The organism is Corynebacterium mucifaciens (assembly GCF_012396315.1).
Lineage (GTDB): Bacteria > Actinomycetota > Actinomycetes > Mycobacteriales > Mycobacteriaceae > Corynebacterium > Corynebacterium mucifaciens.
In genome coordinates, this window is sequence record NZ_JAAXPF010000003.1 from 194,153 (window position 1) to 216,451 (window position 22,299).

At 66.6% G+C, this 22,299-nt stretch carries 18 protein-coding genes and 1 tRNA gene; 14 read left to right on the forward strand and 5 right to left on the reverse strand.

Annotated features, from left to right (window positions below; genetic code table 11):
• Positions 1-121 precede the first annotated feature (121 nt).
• The 11 genes from HF989_RS04335 (at position 122) to HF989_RS04385 (ending at position 12,313) form a co-directional block, all read left to right on the forward strand.
• Entirely contained in the window at positions 122-1,234 is a 1,113-nt protein-coding gene (locus HF989_RS04335; protein WP_168684305.1) for an alpha/beta hydrolase, read from the forward strand.
• 1 nt (position 1,235) lies between these two features.
• Positions 1,236-3,218: a prolyl oligopeptidase family serine peptidase gene (locus HF989_RS04340; protein ID WP_168684207.1), complete on the forward strand. Its 1,983-nt coding sequence runs from the start codon at positions 1,236-1,238 to the stop codon at positions 3,216-3,218.
• Between the two features lie 11 nt (positions 3,219-3,229).
• Positions 3,230-4,477, forward strand: a complete 1,248-nt coding sequence (locus HF989_RS04345; protein ID WP_168684209.1) for a M1 family metallopeptidase — start codon at positions 3,230-3,232, stop codon at positions 4,475-4,477.
• Positions 4,474-5,661 (forward strand): hypothetical protein, encoded by a 1,188-nt coding sequence (locus HF989_RS04350; protein ID WP_168684210.1) that lies wholly within the window; start codon positions 4,474-4,476, stop codon positions 5,659-5,661. Before HF989_RS04345 ends, HF989_RS04350 begins: the two co-directional genes overlap by 4 nt.
• 19 nt (positions 5,662-5,680) lie before the next feature.
• Positions 5,681-6,655: a dTDP-glucose 4,6-dehydratase gene (gene rfbB, locus HF989_RS04355; RefSeq protein ID WP_168684212.1), complete on the forward strand. Its 975-nt coding sequence runs from the start codon at positions 5,681-5,683 to the stop codon at positions 6,653-6,655.
• Between the two features lies 1 nt (position 6,656).
• Complete coding sequence (locus tag HF989_RS04360; protein WP_168684214.1) at positions 6,657-7,970, forward strand: sugar nucleotide-binding protein; 1,314 nt, start codon at positions 6,657-6,659, stop codon at positions 7,968-7,970.
• 73 nt (positions 7,971-8,043) lie between these two features.
• On the forward strand, positions 8,044-9,486 hold the full coding sequence (locus HF989_RS04365) for an ATP-binding protein (RefSeq protein WP_210729012.1): 1,443 nt from the start codon (positions 8,044-8,046) through the stop codon (positions 9,484-9,486).
• A 112-nt stretch (positions 9,487-9,598) separates the two neighbouring features.
• Positions 9,599-10,462 (forward strand): glucose-1-phosphate thymidylyltransferase RfbA, encoded by an 864-nt coding sequence (gene rfbA, locus HF989_RS04370; protein ID WP_168684216.1) that lies wholly within the window; start codon positions 9,599-9,601, stop codon positions 10,460-10,462.
• Positions 10,463-10,465: 3 nt separating this feature from the next.
• A complete protein-coding gene (locus tag HF989_RS04375) occupies positions 10,466-11,263 on the forward strand; it encodes a glycosyltransferase (protein ID WP_168684217.1) in 798 nt (265 codons plus the stop codon).
• 13 nt (positions 11,264-11,276) lie between these two features.
• Positions 11,277-11,966, forward strand: a complete 690-nt coding sequence (locus tag HF989_RS04380) for a glycosyltransferase family 2 protein (RefSeq protein WP_168684219.1) — start codon at positions 11,277-11,279, stop codon at positions 11,964-11,966.
• The gene (locus HF989_RS04385; RefSeq protein ID WP_168684221.1) at positions 11,963-12,313 is read left to right on the forward strand and encodes a DUF2304 domain-containing protein; all 351 of its coding nucleotides are present in this window, start codon (positions 11,963-11,965) and stop codon (positions 12,311-12,313) included. The genes HF989_RS04380 and HF989_RS04385 overlap by 4 nt, the downstream gene beginning before the upstream one ends.
• Here HF989_RS04385 and HF989_RS04390 read toward each other — a convergent pair.
• Positions 12,310-12,930 carry an MBL fold metallo-hydrolase gene (locus HF989_RS04390; RefSeq protein WP_168684223.1) on the reverse strand — a complete coding sequence of 207 codons (621 nt, stop codon included), beginning with the start codon at positions 12,928-12,930 and terminating at the stop codon, positions 12,310-12,312. The two genes, HF989_RS04385 and HF989_RS04390, sit on opposite strands and share 4 nt — an antisense overlap.
• Positions 12,930-14,027 (reverse strand): S-(hydroxymethyl)mycothiol dehydrogenase, encoded by a 1,098-nt coding sequence (locus HF989_RS04395; RefSeq protein ID WP_168684225.1) that lies wholly within the window; start codon positions 14,025-14,027, stop codon positions 12,930-12,932. Before HF989_RS04395 ends, HF989_RS04390 begins: the two co-directional genes overlap by 1 nt.
• A 51-nt stretch (positions 14,028-14,078) precedes the next feature.
• On the opposite strand from HF989_RS04395, the gene HF989_RS04400 reads away from it, so the two are divergent.
• On the forward strand, positions 14,079-15,719 hold the full coding sequence (locus HF989_RS04400) for an AMP-binding protein (RefSeq protein WP_210728981.1): 1,641 nt from the start codon (positions 14,079-14,081) through the stop codon (positions 15,717-15,719).
• Here the strand turns inward: HF989_RS04400 and HF989_RS04405 are convergent.
• Together HF989_RS04405 and HF989_RS04410 are read right to left on the reverse strand one after the other, a co-directional pair.
• A tRNA-Thr gene (locus tag HF989_RS04405) sits at positions 15,719-15,791 on the reverse strand. The two genes, HF989_RS04400 and HF989_RS04405, sit on opposite strands and share 1 nt — an antisense overlap.
• A 65-nt stretch (positions 15,792-15,856) precedes the next feature.
• Positions 15,857-17,056, reverse strand: a complete 1,200-nt coding sequence (locus HF989_RS04410) for a DNA polymerase III subunit delta' (RefSeq protein WP_168684226.1) — start codon at positions 17,054-17,056, stop codon at positions 15,857-15,859.
• A 37-nt stretch (positions 17,057-17,093) separates the two neighbouring features.
• Here HF989_RS04410 and HF989_RS04415 point away from each other — a divergent pair, with 37 nt between their 5' ends.
• The gene (locus HF989_RS04415; protein WP_168684228.1) at positions 17,094-18,617 is read left to right on the forward strand and encodes an adenylate/guanylate cyclase domain-containing protein; all 1,524 of its coding nucleotides are present in this window, start codon (positions 17,094-17,096) and stop codon (positions 18,615-18,617) included.
• Here HF989_RS04415 and topA read toward each other — a convergent pair.
• Entirely contained in the window at positions 18,614-21,520 is a 2,907-nt protein-coding gene (topA, locus tag HF989_RS04420) for a type I DNA topoisomerase (RefSeq protein WP_343033543.1), read from the reverse strand. The genes HF989_RS04415 and topA overlap by 4 nt on opposite strands.
• A gap of 113 nt (positions 21,521-21,633) precedes the next feature.
• Between topA and HF989_RS04425 the strand changes: the two genes are divergently transcribed.
• Positions 21,634-22,260, forward strand: a complete 627-nt coding sequence (locus tag HF989_RS04425) for a VTT domain-containing protein (protein ID WP_168684230.1) — start codon at positions 21,634-21,636, stop codon at positions 22,258-22,260.
• The last annotated feature ends 39 nt before the right edge of the window (positions 22,261-22,299 follow it).

The window sequence follows — 22,299 nt, forward strand, 5'->3', positions numbered from 1 at the left end:
GGCATGTAGCGGGCATGTGACGGACAGCGCCACGTAACAGTGGCCACTACACTATCGAATGTCCTTGAAGCAGGCGCAGCATTGCCTGTCAACGTCACCCCCGCACGACTGGAAGAACCACATGAAGAAGATCAAGGCAGCCGCGCTGGCCGCCCTCGCAGCAGTCTCCCTCGCATGCTCTGGCACCCACGTGGCGTCGGCCCAGACGGAGGGCACCGTCAAGATCTGGGATGCCCCGTCAAACCCGCCTATTGCCGTAACCACGGGCAAGCCGCAGGAATGGGTCAAGCAGGTGGACCACAAGACCCTGCTGTCGTTCAACGTGTACTCGCCGTCGATGCGCCGCGACGTCCCGGTGGCCGTTATCCCCGCCACCGATCCGTCCGGGAATCATGTGCGCAACGCACCGACGCTGTACCTGCTCAACGGTGCGGGCAGCGCAGAGCAGAACCAGGATTGGCTGAAGCTCTACCCTGCCAAGGAGTACTTCGCGGGCAAGCGCGTCAACGTGGTGATCCCGCAGGCCGGCGCGTTTTCGTACTACACGGACTGGGTGCGCGACGACGTCAGCTCCCCCTACATCAACGGCCCGCAGAAGTGGGAGACGTTCTTGACCGAGGAGTTGCCCGGCCCAATTGAGCGCGTGGTTGGCGCCAACGACCGCCGCGCCATTGCCGGTGTGTCCATGTCCGCCACGTCCGCGCTGGTGCTTCCGCAGCACAATCCGGGGATGTACAAGGCCGCTGCATCCTTCTCCGGCTGCGCCGCCACCTCCTCGCCGCACGGCTACAACTTCGCCCGCTTGACCGTGAACCGCGCCTCGGGCACCGGTGATTTCACAACCGTCACCCCGGAGAAGATGTGGGGCCCGATGAACGGCGAGTACAACCGGTACAACGACGCGCTGGTGAACGCGGAGAAGCTGCGCGGTACCGCGCTGTACGTCTCGTCCGGCACTGGCCTTGCGGGCCGTCCCGACCAGGTGAGCTACCTCATGGGGCTCGGCGCCCCGCAGGCGACCGCCCAAGCTGCCTCCGCCATTCTCCAGGTGGAGGGCGGCGTGATCGAGGCCGCGGTGAACAAGTGCACCCACGACCTCAAGGCCAAGCTGGACGGCCTGAACATTCCGGCCCACTTCGAGCTGCGCAACATGGGCACCCACTCCTGGCCATACTGGACCGATGATATGGATCGCGCGTGGTCTACCACCATTGCGCCTGCGCTAGGGGTGTAGGTTGCGCAGCATCGAGCCTGCGCTTCTCGACGACCTGACGGGGACGCCTGCCCTCGAGTGGGCCCAGGAGTGGTCGGATGCGACGGAGGCCGCCCTCGACACCGCCGCGCTGCGCCACCGCATCCAGGCCGCGCTGGACGCAGACGACCGCATCCCGTTCGTGTCCCGGCGCGGCGAGTACCTGTACAACTTCTGGCGCGACGGCGAACACCAGCGTGGCCTGTGGCGCCGAACGTCCCTCCCCTCGTACCTCGGGGAGGGAGAGGAAGATCGCACCGACACCTCCTGGGACATCCTCCTCGACATCGATGCCCTCGCGGCCGCGGAAGGCGAGGACTGGGTCTTCAAGGGCGCTTCTGTGCTGCCCCTGAGCTGGGACCGGGCGCTGATCCGGCTGTCTCGCGGCGGGGCCGACGCAGTGGTGGTGCGCGAATTCGACATCGAGTCGCGCACCTTCGTCGACCCGGCCGACGGCGGATTCACTGTCGGCGAGGCAAAAACATCGGTCACCTGGCTGGACCGCGACACCGTACTGGTGGGCACCGACGAGGGGCCGGGCACGGTGACCAATTCCGGCTACCCCATGCAGGTGGCGCGCTGGCACCGCGGCGGCGGCAAGACCGTGACGTTCACAGGCGAGCCGCAGGACGTCGGGGTGTGGGCGGACTACGACGTGGTGGACCGGAGGAGCGTCGTCACGCGATCGCTCGATTTCTACACGTCGCGCACGTGGGTGGACGGCGAGTTCCTCGACGTGCCCGACGACTGCGACGCCATCCCCCACCGCGAATGGCTGTTTGTCCAGCCGCGCACCGAGTTCGCCGGCGTCCCTGCGGGTGCGCTGGGGGTCATCGAGCTGGCGCGCTTCCTCGGCGGCGAGCGGGATTTTACGGTGTTGGAGGCGGACGCGACGGTTGAGTCCATTGCGTTTACTGCCACCGCCATGTTGGTCACGCGGCTAGTGAACGTAGCCACGAGCATCGTGCGCATCGAGCTGGGCACGTGGGAGCGGACCGAGCTCGCGCTGCCGGAGGCGGCCAGCGCGCACGTCGTCGCCGCGCACCCCCTGGCCGGCGACGAGTTCTGGGTCACCGCATCCTCCTTCACCGACCCCGCGACGCTGCTGCTCGGCGACGCTGACGGCCAGCTCGTGGAGGTCAGGCGCGCCCCGGTGCACTTCGATGCCACGGGGCTGGAAACCCGCCAGCACTGGGTGACCTCTGCCGACGGCACGCGCCTGCCCTACTTCATCACCGGCGACTTTTCCCGCGGCGCGCGCCCCACCCTTGTCGGCGGGTACGGCGGCTTCGAGGTCTCGCTCACGCCGTCGTTTTCAAACGTGCGCGGCATCGCGTGGCTGGAGCAGGGCAACTTCTACGTCCAGCCCAACCTGCGCGGCGGCGGCGAGTTCGGGCCCGAGTGGCACGCACAGGTGGTGAAGGTCAACCGTCACAAGGTGTGGGAGGACCACAAGGCGGTGCTCGAGGACGTCGTCGCGCGCGGCTACGCCACCCCTGAGCAGATTGCCATCCGCGGCGGCTCCAACGGCGGGTTGCTCACCTCTGGCGCCCTCGTGCAGTACCCGGAGTGTTTCGGCGCGGCGGTGATCCAGGTGCCGTTGACGGACATGCTGCGCTACCACACGCTTTCCGCGGGCGCGTCTTGGATGGCGGAATACGGCGACCCAGACAACGCCGAGGAGCGCGCCGCGATCGAACGGTGGTCGCCGCTGCACAACGTGCGCCCGCGCTCGGAGGTGGCCTATCCCCCGGCGTTGGTGACCACCTCAACGCGCGACGACCGCGTGCACCCCGCCCACGCGCGTACCTTCGCGCTCGCGCTGTGGCAGGCGGGGCAGCCGGTGGACTACTTCGAAAACACCGCAGGCGGACACGCCGGCGCGGCGGACAACGCTCAGGTGGCCCGGGTTGAGGCGCTGATCTACCAGTGGATAGACCACAAGATCGGACACCACCTGGCGTAGACTTCCCGGCGATGAGAAACCTCAGGCTGCGCTCCACCCCCATTCCCGGCACCCGCGACCGTTACACCGGCGTGGAGTTCAACCTCGGCTTCCACGTCACGCACTACGACCTGGATTTCGACTACAAGGTGGCGCCGAACCGCCTCGAGGCGACAGCGACGCTGACGCTGTCCACCTGGCGCGAGCTGAACCACCTCTCACTGGATCTCACCTCGGGCCTCGCGGTGCGCCGGGTGGAGGCCTCAAACGGCTTTGGTATCAAGCGCTACCGCCACCACGGCGGCAAGCTGCGCATCACCTTCGACGAGTTCATCCCCGTGGACACGGAGCTGCAGCTGACCATCCGCTACGGCGGCACCCCGCGCCCGCGCCGCACGGCGTGGGGCATGCTGGGCTGGGAGGAGCTGGAAAACGGGGCGCTGACCGCCAACCAGCCCAACGGCGCACCGTCCTGGTTCCCGTGCGACGACACCCCGGACGAGAAAGCGACGTACTCCTTCAACGTGCGCGCGGACCGCGGCTACGTGGCGGTGACGAACACCACCGCGCGGCCCATGGCGACGTACCTGGCCACGGTGCAGGTGGGACAGTTCCACCGGGTCGCGCTCGGCCGCAACACCGTCGCATGGCTGCCGCCGCGCACCCAGGTGGGCGATCTGGAGAAGCAGCAGGCCATACTGGACTACTTCGAAACCGTCTTCGGCCCCTACCCCTTCGAGGACTACCAGGTGGTCGTGCACGAGGACGAGCTGGAGATTCCCCTGGAGGCGCAGGGCCTGTCCATCTTCGGCGTGAACCACCTGCAGGGCAACGAGCGGCTCATCGCGCACGAGCTGGCGCACCAGTGGTTCGGCAACTCGCTCGGCATCGCGCAGTGGGAGGACATCTGGCTCAACGAGGGGTTCGCTTGCTACGCGGAGTGGCTGTGGGCGGATGTATCCGGGCAGATGCCTATCGACGCCTCCGTGCGCACCCACTACGCCAACCTCACGCCGATGGATTTCACCCTGAAGGACCCGGGCGCGCGCGACATGTTCGACGACCGCGTGTACAAGCGCGGCGCGATCACGCTGCACGCGCTGCGGCGGAAAGCAGGCGACCCGGCCTTCTTCGCGGCCGTGCGCGACTACACCGCCCGCGGCGCCCACGGCGTGGTGGAGCCGTTTGACCTGGTCAATGCGTTTGCGCGCCAGGGCGTGGCCGTCGACGACGTCATAGACGCGTGGGTCAACCACCCCGAGCTGCCGGAGTGCCCGTGAGATACCTCTCCCTGGCCACCGTATTCGCCGCCGCCAGCGGCTTTGTGGTCATGTGGATTGCCAGCTGGGCACTCGACGCGGAATCTGGCTACAACTACTTCCTCGCCTTCTGGGGCTTGTTCTTCGCCGCCACGGGGTTGATCGACGGCATCACGCAGGAAACCACCCGCGCCGTCGCCGCGTCGAGGCAGACCCAAGCGCACGGCACCGCGAAGCCGTGGAAACTCGGCGGGGCTGTTGGCGCCGTGCTAGCCGGGGCTGCGCTCGCCGTCGGTGTCGTGGGCATGGGCCGAATCGTGCCCAGCAACCCCGGCGCCGCCACCGGACTGCTCGCGTTCGGCCTGCTCAGCTACGCATTCCAGGCCGTGCTTTCGGGCATCTTGAGCGGCTCCGGCCTGTGGAGCCGTTACGCGGCGCTAGTTGCGATGGACTCCGGCGTCCGGCTCGTGCTGGCTGTGGTGGTGTGGGCGCTCGGCGGCGGGCTGGTGGAGTTTTTGGTCATCACCGTCATCGGCGCGCTGAGCTGGATCCTCATCCTCGCGCTGTCCCCCGTGCGCGTGACCCTGGACGTGGACCGCGCCACGTTCGTGCGCCGCGTCGCCTCCGCCATGGTTGCCTCAGGCGCGTCGGCGGCGTTGATCACCGGCTTCCCCACCGCCGCCTCCGCGGCCTTCCCGGCGGCGACTGCGGCCACAGGGGGCGCGGCGGTCGCGGCCATCAACAACGCGGTCATGCTTACCCGCGCGCCCGTCCTCGTGCCGCTGCAGCGCTTCCAATCGGCGTTGGTGGTGCGCTTTGTCCGGCAACGCGGCCGTGTGTACCAGGCGCTCGCCGCCCCCGTGGCGGCCATCCTCGGCGTGGGCCTGGCCGGCTTCGTCGCCGCCTGGGCGGTTGGCCCCTGGATCTTGCGGGTGGCGTACAAGCCGGAGCTGTTCGTCGACGGTCTTACGCTCGGCCTGCTCACGTTCGCCTCAGCGTTCATGGGCATGCTCATGATCACCGGCGTGGCCGTGCTCGCCCTGGAGCGCCACGGGTTCTACGTCGCCGGCTGGCTCGCCGCCACCGCCACCGCGTTTGCCGTGCTCTTTCTTGCCCCGTGGGGGGTCACGGCGACCGTCGTGGCGGCGCTCTTCGCCGGCCCGGTTGTGGGCACGCTCGTGCATCTGGCGGGGCTCACGCGTTAGCTGGGTAAGGTAGCGGGCCATGGAACACTTGCTGGTCACCGGGGGCGCGGGCTTCATTGGGGCGAACTTTGTCCGTCAGGCGTCGAGAAGCTACCGCGTGACCGTCGTGGACAAACTCACCTACGCCGGCAACCGTGCGAACCTGCCGGAGGGCAGCGAGTTTGTGCAGGGGGACATCTGCGAGCAGCCGCTTATCGACGAGCTCGTGTCCGCCGCCGACGCCGTCGTCCACTTCGCCGCCGAATCGCACAACGACAACTCGCTACGCGCCCCTTCCGCGTTCGTGCACAGCAACGTCGTGGGCACGTTTGCCCTGCTGGAGGCGGTGCGGAAGCACGGCAGACGCCTGCACCACATCTCTACCGACGAGGTCTTCGGCGACCTCGAGCTCGGCGGCACCGACGCGTTTACGGAGACCACGCCGTACAACCCGTCCTCGCCGTACTCGGCCACGAAGGCCGGCTCCGACCACCTGGTGCGCGCGTGGGTGCGCTCCTTCGGCGTGCGGGCGACGATCTCGAACTGCTCCAACAATTACGGGCCGTACCAGCACGTGGAGAAGTTCATCCCCCGCCAGATCACCAACATCCTCACCGGCCAGCCCGCCAAGCTCTACGGCACCGGCGCGCAGGTGCGCGACTGGATCCACGTGGACGACCACAACGCCGCCGTGCTCGCCATCCTGGAACGCGGGCGCGTCGGCGAGACCTACAACATCGGCGCCGGTGGGAAGCATGTCACGAACAAGCAGGTCATCGAGACCATCTGCGAGCTCATGGGCGGCACCTACGAGCACGTCGCCGACCGCCCGGGCCACGACCAGCGCTACACCATGGACGCCACCAAGATCCGCCGGGAGCTCGGCTGGACGCCGCAGCACACGGACTTGCGCAGCGGCCTCGAGCAGACCATCGCCTGGTACACCGACAACCGCTGGTGGTGGGAGGCGGACAAGGCGACAATCGAGCAGAAGTATGCGGAGAGGGGACAGTGACATGGCAACCACCATCGAGGGCCTCGAGGTCCACCGGCTTACCGTCCACGAGGACAACCGCGGCTGGTTCAAGGAGAACTGGTCGGGGCAAAAGCTCACCCCGAAGCAGCACAACGTCAGCTTCAACGCGAAGGCCGGCGCCACGCGCGGCATGCACGCCGAGCCGTGGGACAAGTGGGTCTCTGTGGCCACCGGCCGCGTCTTCGGCGCGTGGGTGGACATGCGCGAAGGCTCCGCCACCTTCGGCGAGAAGTTCACCTGCGAGATCGGGCCGGACACCGCCGTGTTCGTCCCCCGCGGCGTCGCCAACGGCTTCCAGGCGCTCGAGGACGACACCACGTACATCTACCTGGTCAACCAGCGCTACTCCCCCGGTGGCGCGTTCTGCTCCTACAAGGAGATCGACTGGCCGCTGGAGCCCACCGAGCTCTCGGCGAAAGACCTCGAGCACCCCATGCTTGCCGACGCCACTCCGCTGCCCCCACGCCGCATCCTCGTCACCGGCGCGAACGGCCAGCTGGGACGCGCGCTGCGCCAAGTCTGGTCGGACACGCAAGCGCACTTTGTGGGCCACGACGAGTTCGACATCGCCGAGCCGCCCCGCATCGACTGGGGAAACTACTGGGGCATCGTCAACTGCGCCGCCTACAACGACGTCAACGGCGCGGAAGACGACCGAGCTGGGGCATGGCGGGTGAACGCGGAGGCGCCGGCGAAGCTCGCGTCGATAAGCAATGAGCACGATCTCACGCTGGTGCATGTCTCCTCGGACTACATCTTCGACGGCACGGTCGAGGTGCACGACGAGGCCGAGGTTCCGTCGCCGCTGAGCGCGTACGGCGCGTCGAAGGCCGCGGGCGAGACGGCCGCGCAGGTGGCGCGCAAGCATTACGTGGTGCGCACGAGCTGGGTGTTCGGCGACGGGCGCAACTTCATGTCCGTCATGGCCGACCTGGCCGCGAAGGGGGCGACGCCGAAGGTGGTGAACGACCAACGGGGCCGACCCACGTGGGCCGAGGACCTGGCCAAGGGCATCGCGCACCTTCTGGCCACGGGCGCGGACTACGGCGTGTACAACATCACCTCCGACGGGGATGCGGCCACGCGCGACGAGATCGCCATGGCCGTGTTCGTTGCGGTCGGCGGCGACCCGGCGGACGTCCACCCGGTGACCACCGAGGAGTACAGCGCCGAGGTCGGTGCGGAGGCGCCGCGCCCGCGCGAATCCACGCTGGCGCTGGACAAGATCAAGGCGGCGGGGTTCGCGCCGACGAACTGGCGCGCGGCGTTGGCGCTGTACGTTGCCTCGCGGTAGGCCCCGCGGTAGCTAGGGGCAACATAACACCCAACTTCCCACCTACTAACACTGTGGGAAGTTGGGTGTTAAGTTGGGTGTTATGTTAGGGCACGAGCTCGCGGAGATGATCAACCAACTTCGTACTGTTGGTGCTGAAAGCTCCAGCATTGAGGCAAAAACCGGGGTCGGACGAGCTGTGCTGGAAACTTTGAGCGCATTCTCCAACCATGGCGGCGGCATCCTGATTGTCGGCGTGAGTGAAAACGATGGTTTCACAGTCGTGCAAGATTTCAACCCAAAAGCTGCCCGAGACGCGTTGACCAATTTCTGCGATCAGCTCTCTCCCCCAGCCCGACCAGAAATCTCAATCGTGCCGTTTGAATCTGGACAGGTGCTTGTTGCGGAAATTCCCGAAATGGAGCCGCAAGACAAGCCCTGTTATGTCACTGAACGCGGCCTATACAAGGGCAGCTACATTCGCACAGGCGACAGTGAACGCAGGCTCACTCCCTATGAGGTAGACCGAATCGTAGAGAACAAGGGCCAGCCATCCTGGGACCGCGAGCCGGTACCAGATGCGTCGCTAGAAGATCTCGACGTAGCCACCCTTTCGCACTACACCGAGAAGCAACAGGCCGCCCGAGAGAAAACGTTTGCGGACGGTATGCCGACTGCTTTGCGCCGCCTCCAAGTCTTACGCGACGACAACCCCACCCTTGCGTCTCTACTCACAATGGGCGACTATCCACAGCAGTTTTACCCCCGGCTTGCGGTTACATTCGCGCTTTATCCGGGGACCGGTAAGGGAGACATAACTGAAGGATTCCGGCTGCTCGACAGCGCACGAATTACCGGCCCCATCCCCGAAATGGTCGAGGAAGGCGTGCGCCTTGTGGAGAAAAACATGCGCACTGCCGGCCTCATCGAAGGGGTGTTCAGGAAGGACGTACCCGACTACCCGCCAGTGGCCATTCGAGAAGCGCTGGTCAACGCTCTCATGCACCGCGACTACTCCCCCACCGCGCTGGGAACCCCCGTCCAAATCGATATGTACGTGGACAGACTCCAGATCTCCAACCCCGGAGGGCTGTTTGGTGGAGTAACGGCGGAGAATCTCGGCCAGCCGGGTGTTTCCACATCCCGAAACCAGTTACTCTCCACGTTCCTGGAGGATCTGAGCTTTTCCAGCGGCGGCACCGTCGCCGAAAACCGTGGAACTGGAATCGCTGTCATGCGGTCCGCAACTGCAAGCGCTCTCATGCCGCCTCCCGAGTTCAGCAACACATTGACGCACTTTACAGTGACGTTTCACAAGCGAAAGGTTGCTTCTACGGAAACTCATGAAACCGCCTACGAGAAGGTCTCTCGGCTTCTCCAGGAGCGGACCTCCTGGTCGACGACAGAGCTGAAGGAAGCTACCGGACTCAGCCGCACCGCGGTTCAGAAGAGCCTGAATCAACTGCTAACTGAAGGAGTCGCAGAGGTGACAGAGCCCCTAAGGAGCCCGCGGCAGCGCTACCGGAGGACCCGATAGCAACATAACACCCAACTTCCCACTTACTTCACACTGTGGGAAGTTGGGTGATAAGTAGGTGGGAAGAAGGTGCGCCCCCTGGTTCGGGATGCGCCAACTACACTTCCCTGACATGAAGGGCATCATTCTCGCCGGCGGTTCGGGCACGCGTTTGTACCCGATCACCCAGGGCATTTCGAAGCAACTCATGCCCATCTACGACAAGCCGATGATCTACTACCCCCTGTCCACGCTGATCAGCGCGGGGATCCGGGAGATCCTGGTCATCACCACGCCCGAGGACCGCCCGAACTTCGAGCGGTTGCTTGGCGACGGCTCACACCTTGGCATCATGCTCCACTACGCAGAACAGCCGAAGCCGGAGGGCCTGGCGCAGGCGTTTTTGATCGGCGAGGAATTCATCGCCGGCGACTCAGTGGCGCTGGTGCTCGGCGACAACATCTTCGACGGCAGCGGCATCTCCGAAGTGCTCGGCCAGATCCGCGACATCGACGGCGGGGCCATCTTCGCCTACGAGGTGTCCGACCCGCAGCGCTACGGCGTGGTGGAGTTCGACGCCGACGGCACCGCGCTGTCCATCGAAGAAAAGCCGGACGCGCCGAAGTCCAACTTCGCCGTGGTTGGGTTGTACTTCTACGACAACGACGTGGTGGAGATCGCCAAATCCATCGAGCCGTCCACGCGCGGCGAGCTGGAAATCACCTCCGTCAACGAGGCCTACCTGCGCCGCGGCGACTTGAAGGTCCACCGCCTGCACCGCGGGGACGTGTGGTTGGATACGGGCACCGTCGACTCGATGAGCGAAGCCAGCTCCTACGTCGAGGTGTTGCAGAAGCGCACCGGCACCGTCATCGGCTCGCCGGAGGTGGCCGCCTACCGCGAGGGCTTCATCGACGCCACCCAGCTTGAGGCGCTCGGCGGGCAGGTGCTGAAATCCGGCTACGGTCGCTACCTCATCGACGCGGTAAGGGACTGACACGTGGCAAGCATTACGGCACTGGTGACCGTTTACCACGGCACGAACGCACACGATCTCGAGCGCGCCCTGAGTTCCCTGCGGGCGCAGACGCGGCCCGCGGACGAGCTGGTCATTGTGGCTGACGGGCCGGTGAGCGAGGGGGTCCGGAAGGTCGTCGAGAGGCAGGATGCCCGCGTGATCTGGTTGCCGGAGAATGTGGGGGCGGGCCCGGCATCGCAGGCTGGCTTAGCGACGATCGATTCCGAATACACCGCGCGCCTCGACTCCGACGATGCGGCAAAGCCCGAGCGTTTCGCCCGGCAGCTGGCGTACCTGGAAGCCCACCCGGAGGTGGGCGCGCTGGGAAGCGCCGTGGAGGAGTTTGCGGAAACACCGGGCGACACGGGCAAGGTGCGCGCCCTACCTGAGAACCCCCACGCCTACGCGAAGATCAACTCGCCGGTGAACAACCCCTCGGTGATGCTGCGCACGCGCGCCGTCAAGGACGTCGGCGGGTACAACGACGTGCACTTCATGGAGGACTACGACCTCTACGCGCGGCTGATCGCCGGCGGTTGGCAGGTACGTAACCTGCCTGAGGCGCTGACGGATTTTCAGGTCACCGACGCGCAGTTTTCACGCCGCACAGGCCGCGAGATGCTGGCCGCCGAGCTGCGGATGCAGCGCAACCTGGTCTCCTACGGCCTGATCTCGCGCCCGCGCGCGGCGTTCAACGCGGTGGCGCGCTCCGCCTACCGCACGCTTCCCACAGGGTTGCTCCGGCGCGTGTACGCCGTGTTGTTCCACCGCGGGGAGTAATCTAACGGGCGACATGAGCGGATTCGACGACACCTGGCTGATCGTGCCCTGTTACAACGAGGGCACGGTCATTTTCGACGTGCTTACGCATGCGCGCGAGACATTTCCCAACATCGTTGCGGTCAACGACGGCTCCCGCGACGACTCCGCGGCGCAGATCCGGGCCGCAGGCGCCCACTTGGTCAACCACCCGGTGAACCTGGGGCAGGGCGCCGCGATCCAGACCGGCGTGGAGTACGCCCGCTCCCAGCCAGGCGCGCGGTATTTTGTCACCTTCGACGCCGACGGCCAGCACCAGGTCAAAGACGTCGTGCGCATGGTTGAACGGCTGCGCGCCGAGCCGGTCGACATCATCGTCGGCACGCGCTTCGCGGGCCAGGACAACTCCCAGGTTCCCTGGATCAAGCGCGTCGTGCTGAAAACGGTGGTGCTGCTTTCCCCCCGCACGAAGAAGCTGGGGCTGTCCGACGCCCACAACGGCCTGCGCGCCTTCAACCGCAAGGTCGCCGACGAGATGAACATCCGCATGAACGGGATGTCGCACGCGTCCGAGATCGTGGCCATGATCGACAACAACGGCTGGCGCGTCGACGAGGAACCGGTGGACATCCTCTACACCGAGTACTCCATGTCCAAAGGCCAAAGCCTGATCAACGGCGTGAACATCCTCGCCGACGGGCTCGTTGCAAGGAGGCTGCCATGATTCAAGCGCTACTACTGCTCGCCGTCGTGGCGCTGGCCTGGTACTTCTTTGCTAATCGACGCAACGCTAACGCCAAAGCCTGGGTCAAGATCGGCTTCGCGCTCATGATGGTCGCCGCGATTTGGGCGATTGCCCGCCCCGACGACGTGACCGTCCTGGCCAACTGGCTCGGCGTGGACCGCGGCACCGATTTGATGCTGTACGTGCTGGTGGTCGCGTTCTTCTTCGTCACCATCTCCACGTGGACCCGCTTCCGCGAGCAGGAGCTGCGCTACGCCCGCCTCGCCCGCGCGGTGGCGCTGCAGAACGCGCAGCCACCGAGCGCGGCTGCGGAGGAGCAGCGCTAGTAGCCGCGCCGGATCCACTCCTCCAGGTGCGGCGCTTCCGAACCGATGGTGGTGTGGTCGCCGTGGCCGGTGCGCACCACCGTCTCCGCCGGCAGGTCCAGCACGGACTTCTGCAGGGAGTGGATGATGGTGTCGAAGGAGGAGAAGGACCGGCCAGTCGCGCCCGGGCCGCCCTGGAACAGGGTGTCTCCGGAGAAAAGCTCGCCGGCCTCCTGGGCGTAGATGACCACCGAGCCCGGGGAGTGCCCCGGGGTGGACAGGACGCGCAGCTCGGTGCCGGCGATGTCGAACGTGGCGCCGTCGACAAGCTGGCGGTAGTGCGCGCCCGGGTTCTGGCGCTGCCAGAGGAACCCGTCGGTGGGGTGCAGGTACACCGGAGCGTCCACCAGCCGCGAGAGCTCGGGGGCGGCGTCGATGTGGTCGGAGTGGCCGTGCGTGGCAAGGATGCCCTTCACGCGCCTATCCCCCACGGCCTCGGCGATGGCCTCGGCGTTGTGGGCGGCGTCGATGATGTAGACCTCCGAGTCGTCGCCAACGATCCAGACGTTGTTGTCTACCTCCCATTCGCCACCGTCCAGCTTGAACAGGCCGGAGGTGACGACGTTGTCGATGCGCACTAGAACTCCACCACGCTTCGCAGCACGTCGCCGCGCTTCATCTTCGCAAACGCATCCTCGATGTCGCCGACACCGATGCGCTCGGAAACGAACTCGCCCAGCGGGAACCGGCCCTGTTGGTACAGCTCGACGTATGCCGGGAAGTCGCGCTCCGGCAGGCAGTCGCCGTACCAGGCCGGCTTGATGGAGCCGCCGCGGGCGTAGAGGTCGATCGCGGGGATGTCCACGTGGTCGGTCTGGTTGGGCACGCCCACCATCACCATGCGACCGGCGAGGTCGCGCGAGTAGAACGCCTGGCGCCAGGTGGGCTGGATGCCCACGGCGTCGATGGCCACGTCGGTGCCGAAGCCGCCAGTCAGTTCGCGCACCCGCTCGATGACCTCGTCCTCGCTCATGTCCTTCGCGCAGATGGCGTGGGTGGCGCCGAAGGTCTCGGTTGCTGCATCGCACTTGCGCTCGTCGACGTCAACCGCGATCACCGTCGTCGCGCCAGCCAGCGCGGCACCTGCGACGGCGGCCAAGCCGACCCCGCCGAGACCGAACACGACCACGGACTCGCCGCGCTGCACGTCACCGGTGTTCACGGCGGCGCCCAGGCCGGCCATGATGCCGCAGCCGAGCAAACCGGCGGCGGCCGGATCCGCCTCCGGGTCGACTTTGGTGCACTGCTTTTCGTGCACGAGGGTCTTCTCGGCGAAGGAACCGATGCCCAGGGCGGCGGTCAGCTCCGTGCCGTCTTCAAGCGTCATGGGCTTGGAGGCGTTGTGGGTGTTGAAGCAGTTCTTGATGTCGCCCTTGCGGCAGGCGCGGCACTCGCCGCACACCGCGCGCCAGTTCAGCACCACGAAGTCGCCGGGCTTTACGTGGGTGACATCTTCGCCCACGGTGTCCACGATGCCGGCAGTTTCGTGGCCGAGCAAGAACGGGAACTCGTCGGCGATGTCGCCGTCGCGGTAAGCCAAGTCGGTGTGGCACACGCCGGTGGCCTGGACCTTGACCACAACGTCGTTTGGGCCCGGCTCGGGTATCACAATGTCCACGACCTCGACCGGGGCGCCCTTCTCGCGGGCGATTACTCCTTGCACAGTTTGTGTCATGTCTACAAGTCTACGAGCGCGCGAACACATCCGCCACGATACGGTGTTGCAATGGCATTTTCGCATCCCACCCACCGCCCGCTGTTTCTCATGCGTTCGTTCGCCCGCTTCGCGCGCGCCGTCACACGCTCCGGCATGGTCAGCGGCGAAGGCGGGCCACGCGCGGCGCTCGCGGTTGCGCCCAACTTAGCGCGCTACTGGTTCACCACCGCCCGCGAGGTCGAACAAGGCGCCGCCGCGGTGCCGGACCGCATCGCGCTTATCGACGACACCGGCGTCCTCACCTACCGCCAACTCCGCGACGCCTCGCGCGGGCTGGCTCAGTGGCTCCTCAGCCTCAAAGACGAGCGCGACCTCGACGGGTTGCGCATCGGCGTGATGGCCCGCAACGGCCGCGGCATCATCCTCCCCCTAGCCGCCAAGGGCTACGCGGGCGCGGACATTTTCCTGCTCAACATCGGGTCGTCGCCGGAACAGCTCGCCGGTATCTTCGCCGAGAACGACATCAACGTGCTGTTCATCGACGACGAGTTCGCGGACCGCCTCCCCGACACGGCCGGCATCACGGTGGTTCGGGCCCACGAAGACGGGGGCCGCGGCCTGGCGCTGGCGGAGGTGGTCCGAAGGGACGTCGATAGGCAACTGCCCCGCTGGCCCAAGCACGGCAACCTGGTGCTCATGAGCTCCGGCACCACCGGCATCCCCAAGGGCATCGTGCGCCCCGAGCCACGGCTGCCGTTCGTGGTGGCCGGCTACCTCGAGGCGATTCCCTGGCGCGCAGGCGACACGGTGCAGCTGACCGCCTCGATCTTCCACACCTGGGGGTGGTCCGCGCTGCAGGTGGCGTTGGCGACGCGCTCCACCATCGTCACCCGCCGCGTCTTCGACGCACAGGCGTGCCTGCAGCAGATCGAGACGTACCGCTGCGACGGCCTAATCTCCTCGCCCATCTTCTTCAAACAGATGCTGGATGTGGAGGACACCTACGACACGTCCTCCCTGCGCTACCTCGCCTCCGCGGGCAACGCGGTAACGCCGTCGCTGCTGCGGCGCACCACCGAGCGCTTCGGCCCGATCCTGGCCAACATCTACGGCTCCACCGAGCTCGCGCTGGCCGCGGCCGCCTCACCGGAGCAGATGCAGGCGGACCCGACGATGGTGGGCGCGGTGCCGCCGGGCACGGTGCTCAAGCTGTACGACGACGCCGGCCGCGAAGTCCCCGCCGGCAAGACCGGGCGCATCTTCCTGTACAACGAAACGGCGCTGCGCGGCTACACCAACCCGGCGACGCAGACGGTGGAGATCGACGGGCTAATCGAGATGGGCGACCTCGGCTACTTCGACGCCGACGGGTACCTGCACGTGCAGTCGCGCTCCGACGACATGATCATCGTCGGCGGCGAAAACGTCCACCCGCAGTCCGTGGTGGAGGTGCTCGAAGACATGCCGGGTGTCAGCGAGGTGTACGCGCACGGCGTGGACGACGACGACACTTTCAAACGCATCGCCGTGTGGGTCGTGCGCGCTGCCGAGCAGCCCGCGCTAACCGCCGATGCGGTGCGCGACTGGGTGCGGGCGCGGCTGGCCGACCACTCCATCCCCCGCGACGTGCACTTCGTGGACGAGCTGCCGCGCAACGCGGTGGGCAAGGTCGTGCCGCGTTTCCTGCCCGGTTTGGGGCAAAAAAATTGAGCCACCAGCGAGAATCGAACTCGCGACCTTCTCATTACGAGTGAGATGCTCTACCGACTGAGCTATAGTGGCCGGGCAGCAATGCTGCTCCGTCGAAGGAGTGTATCGCAGCCCGCGCGGTGCGCGAAACCCGCAGGTTAAGACACCTTGCACGCGAGGCGCAGGTGGCCCAGCATGCCGTTGAACGCCACTGCCGGCTGCACCTGTTGCGTCAGGCGCAGGCGGCACTGCGCGACCGCCTCCTGGCAGGCGACGAGGCCCTCCGGGGCAACACGCTCGGCGATCTCGCGCGCCAGACCCTCGTAGTCGGGGTGGATCAGCGGCAGGTCCGCGCCGGATTGGAGCATCATCGCGTCGCGGTACACGCCCGCAAGATCCACCAGCACGAGGTCGAACATGTCGCGCTTGCGGCGGGTGCCGCGCTTTTTCTGCTCCTCTTCGAGCGCTTTTATCGACGACGCCGCCCCGCCCAACGCCTTCGCCGAGCCTTTGCCCTTCGCACCCATGCCTAGCGCGTTTTCCAGTTTCGCCCGCTCGGCCTCGTCCTCGGCCTTGTGGGCCTCCACCGCCTCGCTCTCGGCCGCTTTGACCAGTGCGCCGACGGCCTGGAACGCCTGCGCCCCGTGGAACACCAGCTCCGCCAGGTTGATCGCCATCGAGCGGCGTTGCTGCACCTTGTCCGAGCGGACCAGAAGGCGCGCGCGGCCCACATGCCGCATGGTTGCCGCGGCGGCGAGGCGCGCGTCGTGCTCTGTCGCGCCTTCTTCCTCCACCAGGATGCGCACGACCTCGTCCTCCGTCGGCGCGGGGACGTAGAGGTGCCGGCAGCGCGAGCGCAGCGTCTGCGGGAAGTCCCGCGGGTCTGTCGACGGCGCGCACATGATGATCACGGTGTGCTCCGGCGGCTCCTCCACGGTCTTTAACAGGGCGTCGGCGGCGTCGGTGTTGAGCCGGTCGGCGTTTTCGATGACGATGACGCGCCAATCCGCCACCGTCGGCAGCCGCGACGCCTGCGGCACGATCGTGTCACGCACGTACGCCACCGGGATGTTCACCCGCTGTGGCACCACGTGCAGCAGGTCCGTGTGCGTGCCCGCCAACGCCTGGCGGCAATTCTCGCAGCGGCCGCACCCGATCTCGTCCGGGTTGGTGCACATCAGCGCCGCCGCAAACGCCAACGCCGCCTGCGAACGGCCCGCCCCGGGAGGGCCGGTGAAGAGCCACGCGTGGGTCATGGCGTAGCCGTCGCCAAGCCTGGCGGCCTGCGCTGCAGACATGATGGTGTCGCGCACCGACGGGGTGCCGGCGAGGCGCTCGCTGACGCTGCGGGTAGTCACGGATGATCAGCGTACCCGCGCGCTAAGGTGATACACCATGGAACGATTCTGGCGCGAGCTGCGGTGGCTCTGGGGCACGTCATGGCCCCTGTACGCAGCGACTGTGCTGGGAACGAACGTCATTTCCGCAATCGGCTCCATGCTCTTCGTGCGCTACCTCATCCCCATGCCTGAGGTGCTCGAACTGGGCCTCGGCGGGCAGCTCGGCGCGATCGGCGTGATTTACGCGGTCGTGGCCGTGGTGCTCGGCGGAGTGGTCACGCTGTACCTGTTCCGCCCGGTGCTGGAGTGGCAGCGCCACCCCGACGGGCACGACCCGAACATGGTGCGCCACTTGGTCATGCGCCTGCCAGTGGCGCAAACCATCATCGTGGTGGCGGTGTGGGGCATCGGCATCGCGATCGTGACAGTTGCGGCGTGGCGCGTCGACATCCAGCTTGCCTCGGTCGTCCTTGCCACCGCGTTGCTTACCGCGTTTGTCACCGCCGTGCTGACGTACCTGCAAGCGGAGCGCCTCGTGCGCCCCATCGCCGCGTCCGTGCTGGCCCGCCGGTTCGAGGATTCCACGCTGCAGCCGCCGATCAAGTGGCAGCTGTACCTAACGTGGTTCACCACCTCCGCCGTGCCGATGGTGGGCGTGCTGCTGCTGACCATCGCCCAGCGCTACGACTACTTCACCGGCACCGTCGGCGAGCTCACCTCCGCCATCGTCGCGCTGACCACGGCAGGCATCGTCACGGGGTTCGTGGGCACGGCGCTGGTGATCATGAGCGTGGTCGACCCGATCAAGGAACTGCAGGCCGCAATCAACCGCGTGCGCCGCGGCGAGCAGAACACGCTGGTAGACATCTACGACGGCTCCGAGATCGGCGTGTTGCAGGCCGGATTCAACGAGATGATGCGCGGCCTTCGGGACCGCCAGCGGGTGCGCGACATCTTCGGCCACTACGTGGGCGCGGAGGTGGCGCAGAAGGCGCTTGAGGAGGTGCCGGAGCTCGGCGGCGAGGAGCGCAAAGTCGCCGTACTGTTCATCGACGTGGTCGGCTCCACTTCCTACGCCGTCGATCACACGCCGGAGGAAGTGGTTGCGGCGCTCAACGACTTCTTCGACGTTGTCGTAGACGTCGTGCACCGCAACAAGGGCGTGATCAACAAGTTCCAGGGCGACGCGGCGTTGGCCGTGTTCGGGGCACCCGTCTCGCTTCACGACGCAGCTTCGCACGCCCTCCAAGCCGCCCGCGAGCTACAACGCGACCTGGCTGGGCTCGAGCTTAAAGCCGGCATCGGCGTGGCCGCCGGCCACGTGGTGGCGGGCCACGTTGGCGGCGCGGACCGCTTCGAGTACACCGTCATCGGCGACGCCGTCAACGGCGCCGCTCGCCTGACCGACCTGGCGAAGGACACCCCGGGCATGGTGCTCACCAACGCCGCCACCCTGCGCACAGCCAACGAGGTGGAGCAGCAGCGCTGGACGTTGATGAAATCGGTGGAGCTGCGCGGCCGCGGCAAGATGACCCAGCTGGCCCGCCCGGTGCGCTCCACGCTGGCAGACCGTTACTAGCGCTTGCGGGCCTTGACCACGCGCTTGGTGGTCTTCTTCGGCTTGGTGGCCTTCTTAGTCGCTTTCTTCTTTGCGGCCTTCTTGGTGGCTTTCTTGCCGCCGTCCTCGGCCTCGCGGGCGCGGCGGGCGGAGAGCAGCTCGTTCGCCCGCTGGTCGGTCATCGTTTCCGGGGTGTCGCCGCGCTGTAGGGACGCGTTGGTTTCGCCGTCGGTGACGTAGGGGCCGAAGCGGCCGTCCTTGATGCTCATGGGCTTGCCGGAGACGTCGTTGTCACCGAGCATTTTCAGCGGCGGCTTGGCGGCGGCGCGGCCGCGGCGCTTCGGCTCGGCGTAGATGCGGCGCGCCTCATCCAGGGTGATGGAGAAGATCTGGTCTTCGGAGGCCAGCGAGCGGGAGTCGTTGCCCTTCTTCAGGTACGGGCCGTAGCGGCCGTTCTGCGCCGTAATCAGCTCGTCATCGGCCGGGTCCACGCCCACCTCACGCGGCAGCGAAAGCAGCTGCATCGCCTCCTCGAAGGTGACGGTCGCGGGCTCCATGGAGGAAAACAGCGACGCGGTGGCAGGCTTGAGCTGCTCGTCCACGAGCTGCGCCATGCGCTTTTCTTTCTGCGCGGCCGCGGTCTTGGTCTCCCAGTTCTTCGCGCGCTTGCCTTCCTCGGCCCGCTGTTTGTCTTCCTCCGCGCGCTCGGCGGCGATGATCTCTTCGGCTCGGGCCTCGGCGCGCTCGCGCTCGTCGTCGCGCACGAGCTCCGTGACGTACGGGCCAAAGCGGCCCTCCTTGGCCACGATGGTGCGGCCGTTGTCGGGGTTGACACCCAACTCGCGGCCCGACTGCGGGGTGGCGAAGAGCTTCTCCGCCATCTCCAGCGTGATCTCGTCGGGCGTGGCAGATTCGGGCAGGTTGGCGCGCTGGTACTCGGGCTCGCCGTCGGCGGTGGTGCCGACGACGCGCTCGATGTACGGCCCGTAGCGGCCGACGCGGACCACGACGGGGCGGCCCTCAGCGTCGTCGAAGAGCGTCAGCGAGTTCGCCTGGCGCGCGTCAATGGATTCGAGGTTGTCCTCGATCATGTGCTTGAGCCCGCCGCGGCGCGCCAGCGCCTGCGCCATGGATTCCTTCGCGTCCGCGTCGCCGAAGTAGAAGCCGGACAGCCACCGGGTGCGGTCCTGGTTGCCGTGCGCAATCTCGTCCAGCTCGTCTTCCATGGACGAGGTGAAGTCGTAGTCCACCAGGGCGTCGAAGTTGTTCTCCAACAGCCCCACCACGGAAAACGCCACCCACGACGGCACGAGCGCGTTGCCGCGGGCGACCACGTACCCGCGGTCCTGGATGGTCTTGATGATGGAGGCGTAGGTGGACGGGCGCCCGATGCCTAGGTCTTCCATCTTCTTCACCAGCGACGCCTCGGTGTAGCGCGCCGGCGGGTTGGTGGAGTGGCCGTCCGCCGTGACCTTTTCCGTGTTCAGCTCGTCGCCCTTCGCAAGCTGCGGCAGGCGGGTTTCATTGTCCTGGCGGTCGGAGTACGCGCGCAGCCAGCCGGGGAACGTCACGCTGCGGCCCGTCGCCGCGAACTCGCACGCCTCCCCCGCGGCGTCGCCGAGCACGGTGACCTTCATCGACGTTCCGCGCGCGTCCTGCATCTGAGAGGCCACCGTGCGCGCCCAGATCAGCTCGTAGAGTTTGAACTCCTCCGCGTCGAGCGCGCCGGCGAGCTGGCCGGGGGTGGCAAACCGCTCGCCGGCCGGGCGGATCGCCTCGTGTGCCTCCTGCGAGTTCTTCACCTTGCGGTCGTAGATGCGCGGGCTGTCGGTGACGTAATTTGCACCGTACAGCTCACGCGCGGCCGAACGCGCCGCGTCCAGGCCCTGCTGCGACAGCGAGGTCGAGTCCGTACGCATATACGTGATGTGGCCGTTTTCGTACAGGCGCTGCGCAATGCGCATCGTGCGCGCGGAGGTGAAGTGCAATTTGCGTCCGGCTTCCTGCTGCAGCGTCGAGGTCATAAACGGCGCGTACGGCTTGCGCGAGTACGGCTTCTCCTCCACCGCCGTGACCTGCATCGGCGCGGTGCCCAGGGCGTCGGCAAGCGCATGTGCCTTTTGCTTATCGACGACGAGCGCTTCGCCCTTCAGCCGCCCCCGGTCATCGAAGTCGCGACCCTGGGCGATGCGCTTGCCGTCCACGGCGACGAGCTTGGCGTCGAATTCGGTCGGGGTCTCCTTGGATGCGTCTTGAGGAACGAGAGACGCAACCAAGTCCCAGTACTCGGCGGAGATGAACGCCATGCGCTCACGTTCGCGCTCGACGATGACGCGGGTGGCCACAGACTGCACGCGTCCTGCGGACAGGCGCGGCATGACCTTCTTCCACAGCACGGGGGAGACCTCGTAGCCGTAGAGACGGTCCAAGATGCGGCGGGTCTCCTGCGCGTCCACGAGGTCCATGTCCAGCTCGCGGGTGTTCGCCGCGGCGTCGCGGATGGCGGACTCCGTGATCTCGTTGAACACCATGCGCTCCACCGGCACCTTGGGGTTCAGCGTCTCCAGCAGATGCCAGGCAATGGCCTCACCCTCGCGGTCCGGGTCTGTCGCCAGCAGGAGCTTGTCCGCCTGCTTGAGCTTGGCTTTGAGGTCGGAGACCTTCTTCTTCTTGTCGCCGTCCACCACGTAGATAGGGGTGAAGCCGTCCTCTGGGTTCACCCCGAGTTTGGCCCACGGCTCCTTCTTGTACTTCGCGGGAATGTCGGCGGCGCGGCCGGGCAGGTCGCGGATGTGGCCGACGGAGGCCTCGACGATGAAGTCGTCGCCCAGATACTTCTGTATCTTCTTCGCCTTCGTTGCTGACTCCACGATGACCAGAGTCTTGCCGCCTGCAGCCACGTTGACTGACACCTCGTTTCGCACAGAAGTTATTCCCTTAGAGACAACTAGCACACGATTGTGCACCCAGGTAATACAGCTACACTGCTCGGGTGCCCCGCTTCCGCCCGAATCGGGGACGGAAAGGATGCGTCTTCGTGGTCGATTCCCTCATCGATTTCTTGCACACCCTCATGGCGATGCCCGTGTTCTATCCGATCGTCGTTGTGCTCATCATCGCGGACGCCCTCGCGCCGGTCGTGCCGTCGGAGACCGTACTGAACCTCGCCGGCGCGTTTTCCGCCTCGCGCGAGGTGCCCAACGCCTGGGGTGTCATCCTCGCAGCCATTATCGGCGGGATCATCGGCGACAACATCTGCTTTGCCCTCGGCGGCAAGCTCATCCACCGCGTGGACAGCCTGGACCCGGAGTCGAAGGCCGGCCAGGCCATCCAGTGGGTGCGCCGGAACATGAACCGCGGGGCGGGCGCGACCATCATCGTCGCCCGCTTCATTCCATGGGCGCGCTGGGTGGCCACGATCGTGCTCGGATCGGTGCGCTACAACTGGTTCAAGTTCGTCTTCTTCGACACCCTCGGCGTGATCTTCTGGGCCTTCTTGAGCGTCGGCGTGGGATACCTAGGGGGGCGCATCCTGCAGGACTACCCGCTGCTCGCCATGCTGCTCGGCGTGGTGCTGGGCTCCACCGTCGGCTACCTCATTCAAAAGGCGCAAAACCGCCTCGCGGAGTGGCGCGACGTACGCCAAGGCGTCAGCGCAGTATGAAAAACGGGGCTTCGAGCGAAGCCCCGTCGATACGCAGAA